The organism is Variovorax ginsengisoli, from assembly GCF_030486595.1.
Taxonomy (GTDB): domain Bacteria; phylum Pseudomonadota; class Gammaproteobacteria; order Burkholderiales; family Burkholderiaceae_C; genus Variovorax; species Variovorax ginsengisoli_B.
In genome coordinates this window covers 285639-302795 of sequence record NZ_JAUJZH010000002.1, presented here as the reverse complement: position 1 = coordinate 302795, position 17157 = coordinate 285639, and the positions used below count along the sequence as shown (strand labels likewise).

At 70.4% G+C, this 17157-nt stretch carries 18 protein-coding genes; 3 read left to right on the top strand and 15 right to left on the bottom strand.

The features are described from left to right. Nucleotides 1–25: 25 nt before the first annotated feature. The 4 genes from QZH52_RS03980 to QZH52_RS03965 form a co-directional block, all read right to left on the bottom strand. Nucleotides 26–493: a GAF domain-containing protein gene (locus tag QZH52_RS03980; protein ID WP_301804201.1), complete on the bottom strand. Its 468-nt coding sequence runs from the start codon at nt 491–493 to the stop codon at nt 26–28. A 138-nt stretch (nt 494–631) separates the two neighbouring features. Next, nucleotides 632–1900 carry an NAD(P)H-dependent flavin oxidoreductase gene (locus QZH52_RS03975; protein ID WP_301804199.1) on the bottom strand — a complete coding sequence of 423 codons (1269 nt, stop codon included), beginning with the start codon at nt 1898–1900 and terminating at the stop codon, nt 632–634. A gap of 6 nt (nt 1901–1906) precedes the next feature. Next, nucleotides 1907–2350 carry a universal stress protein gene (locus QZH52_RS03970; protein WP_301804198.1) on the bottom strand — a complete coding sequence of 148 codons (444 nt, stop codon included), beginning with the start codon at nt 2348–2350 and terminating at the stop codon, nt 1907–1909. Between the two features lie 65 nt (nt 2351–2415). Next, nucleotides 2416–3036, bottom strand: a complete 621-nt coding sequence (locus QZH52_RS03965; protein WP_301804195.1) for a hemerythrin domain-containing protein — start codon at nt 3034–3036, stop codon at nt 2416–2418. A 184-nt stretch (nt 3037–3220) separates the two neighbouring features. Between QZH52_RS03965 and QZH52_RS03960 the strand changes: the two genes are divergently transcribed. Both QZH52_RS03960 and QZH52_RS03955 read left to right on the top strand, forming a co-directional pair. Next, a complete protein-coding gene (locus QZH52_RS03960) occupies nt 3221–3703 on the top strand; it encodes a universal stress protein (protein WP_301804193.1) in 483 nt (160 codons plus the stop codon). 57 nt (nt 3704–3760) lie between these two features. Then, entirely contained in the window at nt 3761–6439 is a 2679-nt protein-coding gene (locus QZH52_RS03955) for a bifunctional acetate--CoA ligase family protein/GNAT family N-acetyltransferase (protein WP_301804190.1), read from the top strand. An 18-nt stretch (nt 6440–6457) separates the two neighbouring features. Here the strand turns inward: QZH52_RS03955 and QZH52_RS03950 are convergent, their stop codons facing one another. After that, entirely contained in the window at nt 6458–7168 is a 711-nt protein-coding gene (locus QZH52_RS03950; protein WP_301804185.1) for a sulfite exporter TauE/SafE family protein, read from the bottom strand. A 19-nt stretch (nt 7169–7187) separates the two neighbouring features. After that, nucleotides 7188–8603, bottom strand: a complete 1416-nt coding sequence (hemN, locus tag QZH52_RS03945) for an oxygen-independent coproporphyrinogen III oxidase (RefSeq protein ID WP_301804182.1) — start codon at nt 8601–8603, stop codon at nt 7188–7190. Between the two features lie 124 nt (nt 8604–8727). On the opposite strand from hemN, the gene fnr reads away from it, so the two are divergent. Next, entirely contained in the window at nt 8728–9444 is a 717-nt protein-coding gene (gene fnr / locus QZH52_RS03940; RefSeq protein ID WP_286533143.1) for a fumarate/nitrate reduction transcriptional regulator Fnr, read from the top strand. On the opposite strand, the gene QZH52_RS03935 is transcribed toward fnr, so the two are convergent. The 9 genes from QZH52_RS03935 to QZH52_RS03895 form a co-directional block, all read right to left on the bottom strand. Next, nucleotides 9425–9670 carry a hypothetical protein gene (locus QZH52_RS03935; RefSeq protein WP_286533144.1) on the bottom strand — a complete coding sequence of 82 codons (246 nt, stop codon included), beginning with the start codon at nt 9668–9670 and terminating at the stop codon, nt 9425–9427. The two genes, fnr and QZH52_RS03935, sit on opposite strands and share 20 nt — an antisense overlap. 3 nt (nt 9671–9673) lie before the next feature. Then, the gene (locus tag QZH52_RS03930) at nt 9674–9958 is read right to left on the bottom strand and encodes a FixH family protein (protein ID WP_286529318.1); all 285 of its coding nucleotides are present in this window, start codon (nt 9956–9958) and stop codon (nt 9674–9676) included. A gap of 25 nt (nt 9959–9983) precedes the next feature. Further along, entirely contained in the window at nt 9984–11432 is a 1449-nt protein-coding gene (gene ccoG, locus QZH52_RS03925; RefSeq protein ID WP_301804178.1) for a cytochrome c oxidase accessory protein CcoG, read from the bottom strand. Nucleotides 11433–11454: 22 nt separating this feature from the next. Then, nucleotides 11455–12378, bottom strand: a complete 924-nt coding sequence (ccoP, locus tag QZH52_RS03920) for a cytochrome-c oxidase, cbb3-type subunit III (protein WP_301804175.1) — start codon at nt 12376–12378, stop codon at nt 11455–11457. Continuing rightward, complete coding sequence (locus tag QZH52_RS03915; protein ID WP_286529313.1) at nt 12375–12521, bottom strand: cbb3-type cytochrome oxidase subunit 3; 147 nt, start codon at nt 12519–12521, stop codon at nt 12375–12377. The genes ccoP and QZH52_RS03915 overlap by 4 nt, the downstream gene beginning before the upstream one ends. An 11-nt stretch (nt 12522–12532) precedes the next feature. After that, the gene (gene ccoO, locus QZH52_RS03910; RefSeq protein ID WP_301804170.1) at nt 12533–13156 is read right to left on the bottom strand and encodes a cytochrome-c oxidase, cbb3-type subunit II; all 624 of its coding nucleotides are present in this window, start codon (nt 13154–13156) and stop codon (nt 12533–12535) included. Nucleotides 13157–13166: 10 nt separating this feature from the next. Continuing rightward, complete coding sequence (ccoN, locus tag QZH52_RS03905; protein ID WP_301804167.1) at nt 13167–14606, bottom strand: cytochrome-c oxidase, cbb3-type subunit I; 1440 nt, start codon at nt 14604–14606, stop codon at nt 13167–13169. 67 nt (nt 14607–14673) lie between these two features. Continuing rightward, nucleotides 14674–14811 (bottom strand): cbb3-type cytochrome oxidase assembly protein CcoS, encoded by a 138-nt coding sequence (gene ccoS / locus QZH52_RS03900; RefSeq protein ID WP_286529309.1) that lies wholly within the window; start codon nt 14809–14811, stop codon nt 14674–14676. Further along, nucleotides 14811–17120: a heavy metal translocating P-type ATPase gene (locus QZH52_RS03895; protein WP_301804164.1), complete on the bottom strand. Its 2310-nt coding sequence runs from the start codon at nt 17118–17120 to the stop codon at nt 14811–14813. The genes ccoS and QZH52_RS03895 overlap by 1 nt, the downstream gene beginning before the upstream one ends. Between the last annotated feature and the right edge of the window lie 37 nt (nt 17121–17157).

The window sequence follows — 17157 nt, the reverse complement described above, 5'->3', positions numbered from 1 at the left end:
CGTCCGCGCGCTCCCGATGGCAGCCTCAATCTGCCAGGCAAGGGAGATACCTGGTCAAGGCACCTGCCGCGTCCTGCAGCAGCGCGAACTCCGAGTCTTCCAACGGATGGCTGCTCATGTCGAAGTGGCTCATGGTGCCCCACAACGTGCCGTGCTCGTCCAACACCGGGACGCTGTGGTACGAGACGACGACACCGCGATAGGGATGCCCGACCAGCCGGTCGTCGTGCGTGGAATCGTTGGTGCGAAAGGCCTGATCCCGGAGGACGAACTGGCAAAAGCTCTGTTTGAAGGGCACGGCGATGAGGTACTCGGGACGCATTTGTCCTCTCTTGTCCTCCAGCAGCACATTGCGCAGCAGTTCCCCTTCGAAGCGGTACACCGCGCTGTAGCGATGGGGCACGCCGCTGTTCAAGTAGCGCAAGGCCGCCTCCGGGCCCTGGCTGGCCAGCAATGCCGAGAAATGACCGAGCATTCGTTCGGACGGGTTCATGTGTCTCCTTCTGTAGCCCCCTCGTCTCCGGCCGAGGAGCTGAATGACTATAAAGACCAAGCGCTGCAAATGTGACTGGTTCACATGCAACACAGTGTTTCGCCAAGCCGTTCCGCGTGTCGTATCGCTGCGTCGGCTTCAACCGGCGTGGTCAGCAGCGGCGCGCCGCAATGCGGCCGCTCCGGGCCCCGGCTGCGCACGCAGGCCGCCCAGCAGCCACTGCATCAATTCCAGCACCGGCCGGATCTCGCGGCCGAAGGGCAGCCGCCCCGCGCCGCGGAAGAACAGCCCCTGCCCGGTGCGGCCGGCCAGCGCGTGGCCCAGCATCTTGTCGATGCAGAACTTGCCCCAGCCCGGCGTGCCGTCGCGCAGCCCGCAATGCGCCAGGCAATCGAAGCGCATGGTGCAGGCTGTTTCACGGTGGACCTTGGCCATCAGCCGCGGCTCCAGCCGCAGATACTTGTCGAGCCAGGGCGTGCGCACCGCGCGCGCCGGCAGGCCGGCGACACTGGTGAACTCGACCAGGTCCTCGGGCGCGGCATCGGCCAGCACGCGCTTGAAGGCCGGGTCGGCATCGCATTCGGTGGTCACCGCGAAGGCGGTACCGAGCTGCACCGCCGAGGCGCCGAGCGACTGCAGCCGGCGGATGTCATCCAGGCGCTCGATGCCGCCGGCGGCAATGAGCGGTATGCGGCCCTCGATGCCCGCGGTCCTGAAGAAGGCCTGCACCTGCGGCAGCACGACGTCGAACTCGAAGCGCGGGTCGTTCAGGTCGCCGACCCTGGCGGCGCCAAGGTGGCCGCCCGCCAGCCGCGGATGCTCGATCACGATGGCATCGGGCAGCCGGCCCTTCTTCTCCCACTTGCGCACCACCAGCTGCACGCCGCGCGCGTCCGACAGGATCGGGATCAGCGCCACGCCGGGGTGCTCGCGTGCCAGGTCGGGCAGGTCCAGCGGCAGGCCGGCGCCGACCACCAGCGCATCGGCGCCGCAGGCCATCGCATGCCGCACCTGCGCCTCGTAGGCGGTCAGCGCCTTCATGACATTGACCGCGACCAGGCCGCGGCCGCCGGCGAGCTGCCGGGCCTTCTTGATCTCGCGGCCCAGCGCCTCGAGGTTGGCGGCGTCGATGCGCGCACCGGCATCGGGGTCGGCCTCGATGTTGGCGGTCCGGGCCCACAGGTCCGGGTGCAGGCGGCGCAGGTCGACCGACGACACAGTGCCGATGCCGCCCAGCCCGGCCACGGTGCCGGCCAGCCGCCCGGCCGACACGCCGACGCCCATGCCGCCCTGCACCACCGGCAGCAGTTCGCGGCCCGCCAGCGTCCAGCGCCGCAGGCCGGAGGCGCCGGCCAGCGCCCCGAGTCGCTCGGCGGCGACCTGTACTTGATCGGAATCCTCGCTCATCCGGCGCTATCGGAGCACCAGCACCGGCAGGGTGGAATGGGTCAGCACGTGCTGGGTCTCACTGCCGATCAGCAGCCGGCCGAGGCCCTTGCGGCCGTGCGAGGCCATCACGATCAGGTCGCAGGCCTGGTTGCCGGCTGCGGCAATGATCGATTCGGCGACCTGGCTTGAATGGGCCACCAGCGGATGGCAGGAGACGCCGCGCCCGCGGGCCCGCTCGCCGATCGCAGCCACCAGGGCCTGTGCGTTCTCCTGGCGCTGCTTGTCGATGCTCTCGCTTTCCACCGACTCACGCACCGTCGAGCCATCCATGTAGCTCTTGGGCGGCCGGCGCGCCACCGTGAAGACGACCAGTTCGGCGCTGTGATGACGCGCCATTTCGATGGCACTCTCGACCGCCTTTTCGGACAGCGGGGAACCATCGGTGGCGACCAGGATTTTCTTGAACATGATGGAGGTCTCCGGTTGAAGGCCTCCAGTCTCGGCCAGTCGCGGGCCGCCCGGATTGACCGGGATCAAGCTTGCATCGCGTGCCGCTGCGGCGTGCCGGTGTCCAGCGCGGGGCCGAGGCCGATCGGTGCCGGCACGGCATTGACGATGCGGGTGTAGAGCGCGCGGTAGGTGTCGTCGGGTTCGTGGCCGGTGAAGGGATCGCGATGGGCACCGAAGGCGGCGTCGAGATCGCGCCAGTCCTCTTCGGTGAGCACGCGCTCGGCCAGCGGCAGGATTTCCTTCTCCTCCTGCGCCATGTGGGCCAGGTAGAAGTCGGTGTAGCGCGCGATCGCACGCTCGAAAGGCTCGCGGTGCGCCTCGCCGAGCATCTCGTAGACCAGCAGGGCATGTTCGACTTCACGGATGTTGCGCTCGCCGAGCGCATGGTCCCGGTCCAGGTGGTCGAGCAGTTCGCGCGACAGCGGCGTGCGCGCGCGCAGCTTGGGAAACAGCAGCTCGGTCTCGTGGCGGTGATGGCGCTGCTCGGGAAACTGGTCGACATAGAACAGCATCGCCCGCAAGGCCGAGAAGTCGGGCGTGCTCTGCTGTCTTCGATGGACATCGAGCAGCAGGAGGATCGACCGCAGCATCGCCGAAAGGGCCGCGTGCTCGTCGCGGATGATGCGGGTGGTGGCGTGTGTCATTTTCGAGTCTCCGGAGTGGGGTTCCCAGCTTTCCACGGCCAGCGCCACGCCGCCTTGCCCCAGATCAACAAGACGCCGTGTCGCCCGCTCGGCGTACGGCAAGGGCCCGTGTTGAGTGCGGTCAACACGGCGGACGGGGCTCGCCGGATACTGGCGGCATCTCAACCGTCGGCAGGAGCGCGCCATGTACCAACGGATCCTCGTTCCCCTCGACGGCAGCGCGACATCGAAGCAGGGCCTCGACGAAGCGATACGGCTCGCTGCCCAGACCCACGGGCGGCTGCGGCTGGTGCACGTGGTCGACTCGCAGTCGATGGCCATGGCGATGGGCCTTGCCGCCGGCCCGGTCGGCGACTGTTTCGAGGTGCTCGCGCGCAACGGCCGGCAGATCCTGGACGACGCCCAGGCCGCGGCCGCCGCGGCGGGGGTCGAGGCCGAGACGCTGCTGCATGACGGTGCGTCGAACCCGGTCCATGAGCTGATCGCCGCCGACGCCAGCCGATGGCCGGCCGACCTGATCGTGATCGGCACCCATGGCCGCCGCGGCGTCGAGCGCTTCGTGGGGGGCGGCTGCGCCGAGTACCTGCTGCGCTGCGCGCCGGTGCCGGTGCTGCTGGTGCGGGCGCCGGCCGACGGCGACGCGCACGCGCACCGTCACGCCCATTGACAGGGGCCCCAAGGGTGCGCGCATGATGCGTGCCCCCGGTTCATCCGCAGAGGCGCCATGAGCATCCGCCACCTCGACCGACTGCTTTTGCCGCGATCCGTCGCCGTGCTCGGTGCCTCGCATCGACCCGGCGCAATCGGCACCCACGTCTGGCAGCACTTGCGCGCCGGCGGTTTTGCCGGCCCGGTCTACCCGGTCAACCCCAAGCATGCGCGGCTCGACGGCCTGCCCGTCTTCGCGCGGGTGGCCGACCTGCCCGCGGCGCCGGACCTGGCGCTGATCTGCACGCCGGCGCGCACGGTGGCGCGGCTGGTCGCCGAGCTCGGGGCGGCCGGCGCCCGGGCCGCGGTGATCGTCGGCACCGGGTTGAGCGCCGCCGAGCAGCAGGCCGCGCTCGACGCCGCCCGTCCGCACCTGCTGCGCCTGCTGGGCCCGGACTCGCTCGGCGTCCTGAGCCCGCACATCGGCCTCCATGCCGGCCTGGCCCACGTCGCCGCGCGACCGGGCGAGCTGGCGTTCATCTCCCAGTCCGGCGCGGTGGCCAGCGCGATGCTGGACTGGGCCACCAGCCGGGGCATCGGCCTGTCGCACCTGGTGGCGCTGGGCGACCACTGCGACGTCGATGCCGGCGACCTGCTCGACCGGTTCGCGAGCGACGGGCGGACCCGCTCGATCCTGCTCTATGTCGAATCGATCGCCTCGCCGCGCAAGTTCATGTCGGCCGCGCGCGCCGCGGCGCGCAACAAGCCGGTGATCGTCGTCAAGGCCGGCCGCGCGGGCCAGGGCCTGCGTGCCCCCGCCTCGCACTCCGGCGCCCTGGCCGGCTCCGACATCGTGCATGACGCAGCCATCCGCCGCGCCGGCATGCTGCGGGTGGACACGCTGCAGGAGCTGTTCATGGCGGCCGCGACACTGGCACGGTTCCGCCTCAACCGCAGCGAGGCGCTGACCATCCTGGGCAACGGCGGCGGCGCCGGCGTGATGGCGGCCGACGCCGCCGCCCGCGCCGGCATCCGGCTGGCCGAGCCGGGCGCCGCCCTGCTCGATCAGCTCGGCCATGCGCTGCCGCCGGAGGCTTCCTGCGCCAATCCGATCGACCTCCTCGGCGACGCGCCAGCGGCGCGCTATGCCGCGGCGCTGGCGGCGCTGCTGGCGGACCCCGTGAGCGGCGCCGTGCTGTTCATCCACGCCCCGACGGTGGCCGAGCGCAGCGACGAGATCGCCCGCGCCTGCGCGCCGCTGGTCCGCGCCAACGATCCGCGCTTGATGGGCTGCTGGCTCGGCGATGCCGACATGGCGCCGGCACGCCAGCTGTTCGAGGCGGCCGGCATTCCCGACTACCCGACGCCCGAAGACGCCGTGCGCGCCTTCGGCATGCTGCAGACCTATCGCAACAACCAGGCGCTGTTGATGGAGGCGCCCAGCGCCAGCGAGAACCCGGCGCCCGACGTGCCGGCGGCGCAGCGGCTGCTGGAAACCGCCGCCGCCGACGGCCGCGAATGGCTGGCCGAACACGAGGCCAAGGCAGTGCTGCAGGCCTACGGCGTGCCGGTGGTGCGCACCCGGATGGTCCCGGCGTCGGCCGAAGGCCTGCTGGATGCGGCCCGCGAACTCGGCTATCCGGTGGTGCTCAAGATCGTGTCGCGCGATGTCGCCCACAAGACCGACGTCGGCGGCGTCAGGCTGGACCTGCGCGACCCGGCCGCGCTCGAACAGGCCGTCGGCGAGATGCGGCAGGCGCTCGGCACCCTGCAGGCCGGGGCGCGCATCGACGGCTTCACCGTGCAGCCGATGGTGCACCGCCCGCACGCGCAGGAGGTGATCGTCGGGGCCAGCATCGACGAGGTCTTCGGCCCGGTCATCCTCTGCGGCGGCGGTGGCATCGCGGTCGAGGTGACCGCCGATGTCGCGGTCGCGCTGCCGCCGCTCAACCGCAGCCTGGCGCGCGAGCTGGTCTCGCGCACCCGTGTGTCGCGGCTGCTGGCCGGCTACCGCGACCACCCGCCGGCCGATCTGGATGCCCTGCACGATGTGCTGATCGCGGTGTCGCAGATGCTGGCCGACCTGCCGCAGCTGGCCGAGCTCGACATCAACCCGCTGTGGGTCGACGAGCACGGCGCGCTGGCGCTCGACGCCCGGCTGCGGGTCGCGGCCGGCCGGGTGGCCGGCGCCGCCAACTTCGCGATCCGGCCCTATCCCACGCAGTGGGTCCGCCAAGCCGAGTGGAACGGCCGTCCGATCACGATCCGGCCGATCCGCCCGGAGGACGAAGGCCAGCACCGGCGCTTCCTGGAACGGCTCGACCCCGAGGACGTGCGCATGCGGCTCTTCCAGGCGCGCAGCGAACTGCCGCGCAGCGAACTGGCCCGGCTGGCCCAGATCGACTACGACCGCGAGATGGCCTTCATCGCCGAGGGCACGGCGGCGGACGGCCGGCCCGAGACGCTCGGCGTCGCCCGCACCGTCTGCGACCCCGACAACGTCGAAGCCGAGTTCGCGCTGGTGGTGCGCTCCGATCTCAAGGGCGGCGGACTCGGCAGGATGCTGTTCGAGCAGCTGATCGCGCACGCGCGCAGCCGCGGCACCCGGCGCCTGGTCGGCATGATCCTGCGCGAGAACACCCGCATGCTGAAGCTGTCGCGTGCGCTGGGCTTCGAGCGCGTGCCCAGCCTGGAGGATTCCGCCGACGTGTTGCACGTGGCCCTGAACCTGGAACCGCCGCCGCCCGCCGCCTGAGCGGCACGGGCCCTTCGCTCAGCGGCACCAGGCCTCGACCTGGTGCGCGAGGTCGAGCCAGAGCGCCTGCAGCGCCACCCCCGCGAGCATCGCGCCCGCCAGCCGCGTGCCCCACTGCTGCGACAGGATGCCGGCGCCCGACCGCAGGCGCTGCCACAGCCAGGGCGCCAGCAGCAGCGACACCGCGCTGCCGGCCGCGAACAGCGCCATGACGGCCGCGCCTTCGAGCACGCCGTTGCCCAGGGCCGCCAGCATCAGCGCCGAGTACAGCAGGCCGCAGGGCAGCGCGACCCAGAGCGCGCCGGCCGCCAGCACGCCGAAGGGGCTGCGGGTCATGGGCTGCAGCCGCGCCGACGCCCAGCGCCCGAAGCGGTGCGCCCAGGCGGGCTGCCGGCCAGAGGCGGCCAGCAGCAGGCCCCACGCCAGCACGAACACATGCAGCAGCAGCCAGGCCGGGCGCAGTGCGCTGACCTGCTGGCCCGCCAGCGCCAGGCCCTGGGCAGCGGCGGCCGCCACCGCCCCGGCGGCCGCATAGCCGGCCACCCGCCCCACGTGGAACAAGGCGCCCGCCGGCAGCGAGCGGCCCGTGGACTGCAGCGCGGCGACGCCGCCCGCCGGTGCCCGCACGATGCGGATCACGCCGGCGCAGGCCGCGCCGCACATCGCGACGCAGTGCGGCCCGCCGGCCAGCCCCATCACGAATGCGGTGGCGAGCAGGGCGGACTGCATGGGGGAGCGTGCGGGCTCATCACACGATGCGCGAGAAGCGCGTGCGGTTGCGGTCGGCCTGCAGGTAGCGGTCGAACACCATGGCGATGGCGCGGACGAAGAACCAGCCCAGCGGCGTGACCTCGAGGTGGCGATCGCCGACCACCACCAGGCCCTGCGCCACGAGCGGCGCCAGCGCTTCGAGCTCGGCCGCGAAGCAGCGCTCGAAATCGACCAGGTGGGCCGAGCCGATGGTCTCGAAATCGACCCGGCCCTGGCACATGATCGCCATGATCACGGTGCGCCGCAGCACGTCGTCGCGGGTCAGCGCCAGGCCGCGCACCACCGGCAGCCGGCCCTGGTCGAGCAGGTCGTAGTACTCCTCGAGCGTCTTGGCGTTCTGGCTGTAGGTGGCGCCGACCCGGCCGATCGCCGACACGCCCAGCGCCACCAGGTCGCAGTCCGGCTGGGTGCTGTAGCCCTGGAAGTTGCGGTGCAGCCGGCCCTGCCGCTTGGCCACCGCCAGCGCGTCGCCGGGCAGCGCAAAATGGTCCATGCCGATGTAGACGTAGCCGGCCTCGGTGAACGCGGCGATAGAGCGCGACAGCATCTCGACCTTGGCCGCCGCATCGGGCAACGCCTCGGTCGCGATGCGGCGCTGGGCCTTGAAGCGCTCGGGCAGGTGGGCATAGGCATAGAGCGCGATGCGGTCGGGCCGCAGCGCGCAGACCTGGGCCAGCGTGCGGTCGAAGGAGGCCGCACTCTGGCGCGGCAGCCCGTAGATCAGGTCGACGTTGACCGAATCGAAGCCCAGCCCGCGGGCCGTCGCCATCAGGTCGAACACCTGCCCGGCCGGCTGGATCCGGTGCACCGCCTTCTGCACGTCGGGGTCGAAATCCTGGACGCCGAAGCTCAGCCGGTTGAAGCCCAGCGCGGCCAGGGTCACCAGGCGTTCGCGGTCGACGGTGCGCGGGTCGATCTCGATCGAATGCTCGCCGTCCGGCGACAAGGTGAAGGACTCGCGCAGCATGCCCATCAGCGTCCGCAGGCCGGCATCGTCGAGAAAGGTCGGCGTGCCGCCGCCGAGATGCAGCTGGCGGACCACGGCGCCGCGGCCGAGCCGCTCGACCTGCAGCGCGATCTCGCGCGCCAGGTAGTCCAGGTACTCGCGCCCCTTGCTCTTGTGGCGGGTCACGATCTTGTTGCAGGCGCAGTAGTAGCAGAGCGATTCGCAGAACGGGATATGCACGTAGAGCGACAGCGCCCGCGCGCTGGCGCCGGTGCTGCCGCGCTGTTCGAGCGTCTGGGCATAGTCCTCGGCCGTGAAGGCGTCGACGAAGCGGTCCGCGGTCGGGTAGGAGGTGTAGCGCGGCCCGGCGCAGTCGAACCGCTGCAGCACGGACGGCGCGGGCACCACGATGGGCGGCGTGAGGGCTGGAGCGGAGACGGGAGGCATCGCGGACGCAGGCATGGGCTTCGGTGTGTCACTATGCCGCCGTCGCGATCCGCAAACCTTGACCTGCATCAAGCATCCGGCCCACCCCCCCACGGACAATCCCCGCATGACCCCGACTGCATCAATGAAGCCCGAAAATATCAAGGTCGCCTGTTCCAACTGCAACCTGCGCGAGCTGTGCATGCCGGTCGGACTGGCGCCCGGGGAGCTGCAGCGCCTCGACGACCTGGTCGCCACGCGGCGCAAGATCAAGCGGCGCGAGACGCTGTTTCGCAATGGCGAGCCCTTCACCTCGCTCTATGCGATCCGCACCGGGGTCTTCAAGACCCGGGTCACCAGCGAGGACGGGCGCGACCAGGTCACGGGCTTCCAGATGGCCGGCGAGATCATCGGCCTCGACGGCATCGTCAACGACCAGCACACCTGCGACGCCGTCGCCCTCGAAGACTCCGAGGTCTGCGTGATGCCCTTCGAGCGCATCGAGGAACTGTCGCGCGAGGTGACGGCGCTGCAGCGCCACGTGCACCAGATCATGAGCCGCGAGATCGTCCGCGAGCATGGCGTGATGCTGCTGCTCGGCAGCATGCGGGCCGAGGAGCGGCTGGCGGCCTTCCTGCTGAACCTGGTGCAGCGGCTGCATGCGCGCGGCTTCTCGCGCTCCGAGCTGGTGCTGCGCATGACGCGCGAGGAAATCGGCAGCTACCTCGGCCTCAAGCTCGAGACCGTGAGCCGGACGATGTCGAAGTTCGCGGCCGACGGCATGGTCGAGGTCGAGCAGCGCAACGTGCGCATCCTCGATCCCGAGGCGCTGCGCCGCATCGTCAATCCGCCGGGCTGTTGAGCTCGGCCGCCGGCCGGGCCAGCAGCAGCGTCAAGGCGCCCGCCGCCGTGGCCAGCAGCCAGAAGGCAAAGAACCCGGCCGTGTAGACCGCCTGGCGAGAGGCGCCCAACGCCTCGCCGCGCCAGTTGAGGTCGCCCGGATCGACCAGTGCGAACACCAGCACCTCGAGCGCGCAGGCCAGCAGGAATGCCGGCCAGAGTATCCACATCCAGCGTTGCGCCTGCATGGCTCAGCGCCTCGGCGACGGCACGTCGGCGCTGGGGGTGGCCGCGTGGTTGCGCCCGGCCACCGCCGGCATGAGCTTCTTGTCGGCCAGCGTGCGGTTGATCTCCACGCCCTTGCGGTAATAGTCCTCGTCGACCACCGGGTCGGGCGTGCGCAGGGCCAGCCACAAGGTGGCGAAACTCGCGATCACCACCAGGCCCGGCCCGCCGATCACCATCCACACCAGCCCGAAGCGCCACCAGGGTGGACAGGGACGCGTCGCTTCGTCATGGCTGCTCTTGTCGGTCATCTTCTGCCTCCTTGGGGCCTGGATTTCATCGCGGGACCAGGAACACGGCCTTCTCGGACACGCTGCCCTGGCCGCCCTCCGCTCGAACGTCGAAATACACCTTGTGGGAACCGGCCGTCGCCGCACCGTAGGGCAGCTGCAGCCGCACCGCCACCCAGCGCGACTGCGCCGGCGCGACCTCGACCACCGGCTCCGAGGACACGTGCAGACCCTCGAGGCCGCTGGCTTCGATCCGGTAGCGCTGCACCTGCTCGGTGGCGTTCATGATCTGCAGGCGGTAGACGTTCTCGAGCTGGCCGCCCTCGACGATGCGGGCCAGCGAGGCGCGGTCGCGCACCACGTCGACCTTCAGCGGCGTGCGCGTCACCAGGCTCGCCAGCAGGCCGATGCACAGCGCGCCGAGCACCGCGGTGTAGACCAGCACCCGCGGCCGCAGAACGCGGCGCAGCACCTGGCGCGGCGTCCAGCGCCCGGCCATGCTGTTCTGCGTGGCGTAGCGGATTAGGCCGCGCGGGGTCGACATCTTGTCCATCACGATGTTGCAGGCATCGACGCACAGGCCGCAGCCGATGCATTCGTACTGCAGCCCCTGGCGGATGTCGATGCCGGTCGGGCAGACCTGGACGCACAGCTTGCAGTCGATGCAATGGCCGAGCGCCGGCGCGGACGCGGCCGCGCGACCCTTGGCCGGCAGGCCCCGCGGTTCGCCGCGTGCCGTGTCGTAGCTCACGATGAGCGTGTCGCGGTCGAACATCGCGCTCTGGAAGCGCGCATAGGGGCACATGTACTTGCACACCTGCTCGCGCATGAAGCCGGCGTTGCCGTAGGTGGCGAAGCCGTAGAACAGCACCCAGAAGACTTCCCAGGAGCCCATCCGGGTCTGCAGGAATTCCATGGCCAGTTCGCGGATCGGCGTGAAGTAGCCGACGAAGGTGAAGCCGGTCCACAGGCCGATCGATATCCAGACCACGTGCTTGAACCACTTCTTGACCAGCTTCTCGGCCGAGAAGGCGCCGCTGTCGAGCCGCATGCGCGCGATGCGGCTGCCCTCGATCTTCTCCTCGACCCACATGAAGATCTCGGTGTAGACCGTCTGTGGGCAGGCGTAGCCGCACCACAGGCGCCCCGCCACGGCGGTGAACAGGAACAGCGACAGCGCCGAGACCACCAGCAGCCCGGTCAGGTAGATCAGGTCCTGCGGATAGAGCACCAGTCCGAACAGGAAGAAGCGCCGCGCGCCGAGGTCGAACAGCACTGCCTGGCGCTGGCCCCACTCGAGCCAGGGCAGGCCGTAGAAGACCCCCTGCGTCGCGAACACCAGGGCCCAGCGCCAGCGGGCGAAATAGCCGCTGACGCTGCGCGGATAGATCTTCTTGTGGGCCGCGTAGAGCCCGACGTCCTCCTCGGCCGCCGCGATCGGGATCACGGTGCGCGGCTTCTGTGGCGTCGTCTGCTCGGTCATGGAAACGCTCATGGACAAGACTCAGGCGGCGGCCTCATTGGCCCGCGGCGGTGGCCGTCTTGTTGTTCGACAGGCCCCAGACGTAGGCGGTCAGCACGTGGATCTGCGCTTCGGTCAGGCGGCCCTGCTGCGCCGGCATCTGGTTGGTCTTGCCGCCGTTGATCATCGCGATGATCGCTTCCTGGCCGTAGCCGTGCAGCCAGATCTTGTCGGCCAGGTTCGGCGCTCCCACCGCCGGGTTGCCGACGCCGCCGATGCCGTGGCAGGCCGCGCACGTCGTGAACTTGCTCTTGCCGAGCCCGGCGCGCACCGAATCGTGCGGGCTGTCCGACAGGCTCAGCACGTAGTTGGCGAGGTTCTTGACGTCCTCGGCCGATCCGACCGCCTCGGCCATCGGCGGCATCGCGCCGATGCGGCCGAGCGCGATGGTCTCGTGGATCTTCTCGGGCGTGCCGCCATGCAGCCAGTCGCCGTCGGTGAGGTTCGGGAAGCCCTTGCTGCCGCGCGCATCCGAACCGTGGCACTGGGCGCAGTTGTTCAGGAACAGGCGCTCGCCGACGGCCATGGCGCTCACGTCGGTGGCGAGCTTCTCGACCGGCTGCGCGGTGTAGGCGGCGTACACCGGGGCCAGCTCGGCGTTGGCCTTCTCCACCGCTTTCTCGTACTCGCCCTGGGTGCTCCAGGCCAGGGTGCCGCGGTAGCTGCCCAGCCCCGGAAACGCCACCAGGTAGCCGATGCCGAACACGATGGTCAGCACGAACAGGCCCATCCACCAGCGCGGCATCGGGTTGTTCATCTCGCGCAGGTCCTCGTCCCAGACATGGCCGGTGGTGTTGTCGGCGCTCGAAGGGCCGCGGAAGCGGGCCGTCAGCCACAGCAGCAGCGCGCAGGCCAGGATGCCGCCGAGCGCGACCACGGTGACGAAGTGCGACCAGAACGCGTCGACGAAATCGCTCACGACGGATCCTCCTCGAACGGCAGGCGTGCCGCCTCCTCGAACGCCTGCGCGTTGCGGCGCGAATACGCCCAGACCAGGATGCCGATGAAGGTCGCGAACGAGACCAGCGTGGCGGCGATTCGCAGGGTGGTGATGTTGTCCATCGCGGTTGTCCTCACTTGAGTGCCAGGCCGAGCGACTGCAGATAGGCGACCACGGCGTCCATCTCGGTCTTGCCCTTGACCGCGGCCGGCGCGGCCGCGATCTGCTCGTCGGTGTAGGGCACGCCGACCCGGCGCAGCGCCGTCATGTGGGCGGCCGACTCGGCGCCATCCAGCGGCGCCTTCTCGAGCCAGGTGTAGGCCGGCATGTTCGACTCCGGCACCACGTCGCGCGGGTTGTTGAGGTGGATGCGGTGCCACTCGTCGCTGTACTTGCCGCCCACCCGGTGCAGGTCGGGGCCGGTGCGCTTGCTGCCCCACTGGAACGGGTGGTCGTAGACGAACTCGCCGGCCACCGAATAGTGGCCATAGCGCAGCGTCTCGGCGCGGAACGGCCGGATCATCTGCGAGTGGCAGTTGTAGCAACCCTCGCGCACGTAGATGTCGCGGCCCGCGAGCTGCAGCGGCGTCAGCGGCTCGACGCCGGCGACCGCCTCGGTGGTCGACTTCTGGAAGAACAGCGGCACGATCTCGACCAGGCCGCCGACCGCGATCACCAGCAGGATCAGCACGATCATCAGGAAGTTGTTGGTCTCGATCTTCTGGTGCGAGAAGCCCGGGGGAATGTTCGAACTCATGGGCGTGTCCTCAGGCGTGGGCCATGGCGGGCTGCGGGATCGGCGCGGGCTTGCTGAAGCCCGAGATCACCGTCATCCAGACGTTCCAGGCCATCACCAGCATGCCGCTCAGGTACAGCACGCCGCCGAGCACGCGCACCACGTAGTAGGGATAGGTGGCCTTCACGCTTTCGACGAAGGTGTAGGTCAGTGTGCCGTCGGGGTTGACCGCGCGCCACATCAGGCCCTGCATCACGCCGGCGATCCACATCGCGGCGATGTAGAGCACGATGCCGATGGTCGCCATCCAGAAGTGCAGCTCGATCGCCTTCACGCTGAACATCTCGGTGCGGCCGTACACGCGCGGGATGAGGTAGTACAGCGAGCCCATCGAGATCAGGCCGACCCAGCCGAGCGCGCCCGAGTGCACGTGGCCGACGGTCCAGTCGGTGTAGTGCGAGAGCGCGTTGACGGTCTTGATCGACATCATCGGACCCTCGAAGGTCGACATGCCGTAGAACGACAGCGAGACGATCAGGAAGCGCAGGATCGGGTCGGTGCGCAGCTTGTGCCAGGCGCCCGAGAGCGTCATCACGCCGTTGATCATGCCGCCCCAGCTCGGCGCCAGCAGGATCAGCGAGAACACCATGCCGATCGACTGGGTCCAGTCGGGCAGCGCCGTGTAGTGCAGGTGGTGCGGGCCGGCCCACATGTAGGTGAAGATCAGGGCCCAGAAGTGCACGATCGACAGCCGGTACGAATACACCGGGCGGCCGGCCTGCTTCGGCACGTAGTAATACATCATCCCGAGGAAGCCGGCCGTGAGGAAGAAGCCGACCGCGTTGTGCCCGTACCACCACTGCACCATCGCGTCCTGCACACCCGCGTAGGCCGAGTAGCTCTTCATCGCGCCGGCCGGGATGGCCGCGCTGTTGACGATGTGCAGCAACGCCACCGCGATGATGAAGGCGCCGTAGAACCAGTTGGCGACGTAGATGTGGCGCACCTTGCGGATGCCGATGGTGCCGAAGAAGACGATCGCGTAGGCCACCCAGACGACCGCGATCAGGATGTCGATCGGCCATTCGAGCTCGGCGTATTCCTTGCCGCTGGTGTAGCCCAGCGGCAGGCTGATGGCCGCCGCCACGATCACCGCCTGCCAGCCCCAGAACACGAACGAGGCCAGCGCCGGCGCGAACAGCCGGACCTGGCAGGTGCGCTGCACGACGTGGAAGCTGGTGGCCATGAGCGCACAGCCGCCGAAGGCGAAGATCACCGCGTTGGTGTGCAGCGGACGCAGTCGCCCGTAGCTGAGCCACGGGATGCCGAAGTTGAGGTCGGGCCAGGCCAGCTGCGAGGCAATGACCACCCCCACCAGCATGCCCACCACCCCCCAGACGACGGACATGAGAGCGAATTGCCGCACGACCGTGTCGCTGTAGACAGGCGCGGAAGAATTCGGAGCATGCATCGCAGAGCCTTGTTGTGTGGAACGGGCCCAGTGTCCGGTTGCGGACTTCCGGCCGGCTTGATGCAAATCAATCGTTGCGCAGAATGCGCTCGCCTTCGCCCTCGACGTCGTCGAATTGGCCACGGTCCACCGCCCACCAGAGGCCGGCGAGGATGATCAGCACCAGCACCACCGAGAACGGGATCAGCAGGAACAGGATGTCCATCAGGCGGTCCCGGCACGCAGCGGCCGCCCGGCCAGCCGCGCCGCATTCAGCACCACGGCCAGCGAGCTCGCGGCCATGCCCAGCCCCGCGAGCCACGGCGGCAGCCAGCCGGCGATCGCCAGCGGCACGCAGACCGCGTTGTAGCCGGCCGCCCACCAGAGGTTCTGCCGCACCACGCGCAGGGTGCGACGCGCCTGCGCGATGGCGCCGGGAATGACATCGAGCGAATCGCCGAGGACCACGAAGTCGGCGTTGGCGCGCGCCAGTGGCACTGCGCGACCGAACGCGAACGAGGCATGCGCATGCGCGAGCACCGGCCCGTCGTTGAGTCCGTCGCCCACCATCGCGACCGCGCGGCCCTGGGCCTGCAGGTCCTTCATGCGGGCCAGCTTGTCTTCGGGCGTGCAGTCGCCGAGCACCAGCGCGATGCCGGCGCGCTGCCCCACCTCGCGCGCCGCGGCGCCGCTGTCGCCCGACAGCAGCCACACCGCCTGGCCCTGCGCCTCCAGCGCCGACACGGTGGCCGCGGCGTCTTCGCGCAGGTCTTCTGCCAGCACGAAGCTCGCGACCCAGCCCTGGTCGTCGCTGAGATGGACCTGTGCCGCCTGCACGGCCAGCGGCGCGACGCCGCAGAACGCGGCCGAGCCAAGGCGCAGGCGCCGCCCGGCACCGCCGCCGCGGCGCTTCAGCGTGCCCTCCAGGCCCTCTCCGGCATGCTCGGCGAGCTGCACCGGGACCCAGTCCGGCGCCAGCCGGTGCTGGTCGTTCCAGGCCTGCACCAGCGCGCGCGACGCCGGGTGCAGGGATTGCGCCGCCAGCGCGGCCGCGAGCTCCACAGCATCGCCTGGCCGCACGCCCTGGCGGCTGTAAACCCGGTCCAGCCGCGGCGTGTCGCGGGTCAGGGTGCCGGTCTTGTCGAACACCACCGTGTCGACCGCGGCCAGCGATTCCAGCGCCTGCAGGTTGCGCACCAGCACCCCGCCGCGCGCCAGCGTGCCGGCGCTCGCCAGCATCGCGGCTGGCGTGGCCAGCGACAGCGCGCAGGGGCAGGTCACGATCAACACCGCCACCGCGACCATCAAGGCCTTGCCCGGGTCCACCTGCCACCACCAGGCGGCGGCCCCCGCCGCGGCCGCCAGCACCGCGAGCAGGAAGGGCCGTGCCGCGCGATCGGCCAGGCGCGCGAGCCGCGGCTTCTGCAGCGAGGCGTTCTCCATCAGGGCGACGATCTGGGCGAACCGAGTGTCGGGCCCGAGCGCCTCGACCCGCACCTCGACCACCGCGCCGACGTTGTGGCTGCCGGCCAGCACCCGGGCACCGCAAGGACGCGCGACCGGCCGCGACTCGCCGGTGATCAGCGCCTCGTCGGCCGAGGTGTCGCCCGCAACCACCCGGCCATCGGCCGGGAACGCCTCGCCGGGCAGCACGCGCAGCATGTCGCCGACCGCCAGCCGCCGCACCGCGACGCGCTCGAACTCGCCGTCGGCGCGGCGCCGCAGCACGCTGTCGGGCAGCCGGTTCATCAGGGCATCGAGCGCCCCGGCGGTGCGGTCGCGCAGCCGCGACTCGAGCCAGCGGCCGGTCAGCAGGAAGAACACGAACATGGTCAGCGAATCGAAATAGAGTTCGTGGCCCAGCGGCCCCTCGGGATCGAAGGTGGCCGCGGTGCTGACGATGAAGGTGATTGCCATGCCGAGCGCCACCGGCAGGTCCATGCCGATGCGGCGCTGCCGCAGGTCGCGCCAGGCGCTGCGAAAGAAGGGGGTGCAGCAGAACAGCACGACCGGCAAGGTGAGCACCCACGAGGCCCAGCGCAGCAGCTGTGCTGCATCGGGCGACATGTCGCCGGGCCGGGCGATGTAAGCCGGGTAGGCGTACATCATGACCTGCATCATGCAGAAGCCGGCCACCAGCCAGCGCCAGAGCGCCACCCGCGACTCGCGCGCGCGCCGCGCACTCGCCAGCATGTCGCCGGCCGGCACCAGCCGGTAGCCGGCGGCGGCGCAAGCCTCGAACCAGCGCGATGGCTTGACCTTGGCGGGCGACCAGACCACCCGGGCGCGCCGGCTGGCCGCATTGACCTCGGCGGAGACCACGCCCGGCACCTGCATCAGCGCCGCCTCGACCGTGAACGCGCAGGCCGCGCAGTGCATGCCCTCGACCGCGACCTGCGACTCCCAGCGCGCCGCGGCATCACCGGGCTCCAGCGCACGCCCGAATCCCGGCCATTCCGCCGGATCGTCCAGCAGCGACCAGGCCGGCTGCGAAGCGGCAGGCAAGCCAGGAGCGAGGGAGAGCACGGCTTCCATGCCCCGAGGCTAACGATCGCGGCGCGGCGCGACTTGA

What these genes read in the sequence shown, in the direction of transcription:
- ccoN (WP_301804167.1), bottom strand. Translation starts at nt 14,606, where the DNA reads ATGCATGCTCCGAATTCTTCCGCGCCTGTCTACAGCGACACGGTCGTG.
- QZH52_RS03895 (WP_301804164.1), bottom strand. Translation starts at nt 17,120, where the DNA reads ATGGAAGCCGTGCTCTCCCTCGCTCCTGGCTTGCCTGCCGCTTCGCAG.
- QZH52_RS03965 (WP_301804195.1), bottom strand. Translation starts at nt 3,036, where the DNA reads ATGACACACGCCACCACCCGCATCATCCGCGACGAGCACGCGGCCCTT.
- ccoO (WP_301804170.1), bottom strand. Translation starts at nt 13,156, where the DNA reads ATGAGTTCGAACATTCCCCCGGGCTTCTCGCACCAGAAGATCGAGACC.
- QZH52_RS03930 (WP_286529318.1), bottom strand. Translation starts at nt 9,958, where the DNA reads ATGACCGACAAGAGCAGCCATGACGAAGCGACGCGTCCCTGTCCACCC.
- ccoG (WP_301804178.1), bottom strand. Translation starts at nt 11,432, where the DNA reads ATGAGCGTTTCCATGACCGAGCAGACGACGCCACAGAAGCCGCGCACC.
- QZH52_RS03955 (WP_301804190.1), top strand. Translation starts at nt 3,761, where the DNA reads ATGAGCATCCGCCACCTCGACCGACTGCTTTTGCCGCGATCCGTCGCC.
- hemN (WP_301804182.1), bottom strand. Translation starts at nt 8,603, where the DNA reads ATGCCTCCCGTCTCCGCTCCAGCCCTCACGCCGCCCATCGTGGTGCCC.
- ccoS (WP_286529309.1), bottom strand. Translation starts at nt 14,811, where the DNA reads ATGGACATCCTGTTCCTGCTGATCCCGTTCTCGGTGGTGCTGGTGCTG.
- QZH52_RS03935 (WP_286533144.1), bottom strand. Translation starts at nt 9,670, where the DNA reads ATGCAGGCGCAACGCTGGATGTGGATACTCTGGCCGGCATTCCTGCTG.
- QZH52_RS03915 (WP_286529313.1), bottom strand. Translation starts at nt 12,521, where the DNA reads ATGGACAACATCACCACCCTGCGAATCGCCGCCACGCTGGTCTCGTTC.
- QZH52_RS03960 (WP_301804193.1), top strand. Translation starts at nt 3,221, where the DNA reads ATGTACCAACGGATCCTCGTTCCCCTCGACGGCAGCGCGACATCGAAG.
- QZH52_RS03970 (WP_301804198.1), bottom strand. Translation starts at nt 2,350, where the DNA reads ATGTTCAAGAAAATCCTGGTCGCCACCGATGGTTCCCCGCTGTCCGAA.
- QZH52_RS03980 (WP_301804201.1), bottom strand. Translation starts at nt 493, where the DNA reads ATGAACCCGTCCGAACGAATGCTCGGTCATTTCTCGGCATTGCTGGCC.
- QZH52_RS03975 (WP_301804199.1), bottom strand. Translation starts at nt 1,900, where the DNA reads ATGAGCGAGGATTCCGATCAAGTACAGGTCGCCGCCGAGCGACTCGGG.
- QZH52_RS03950 (WP_301804185.1), bottom strand. Translation starts at nt 7,168, where the DNA reads ATGCAGTCCGCCCTGCTCGCCACCGCATTCGTGATGGGGCTGGCCGGC.
- fnr (WP_286533143.1), top strand. Translation starts at nt 8,728, where the DNA reads ATGAAGCCCGAAAATATCAAGGTCGCCTGTTCCAACTGCAACCTGCGC.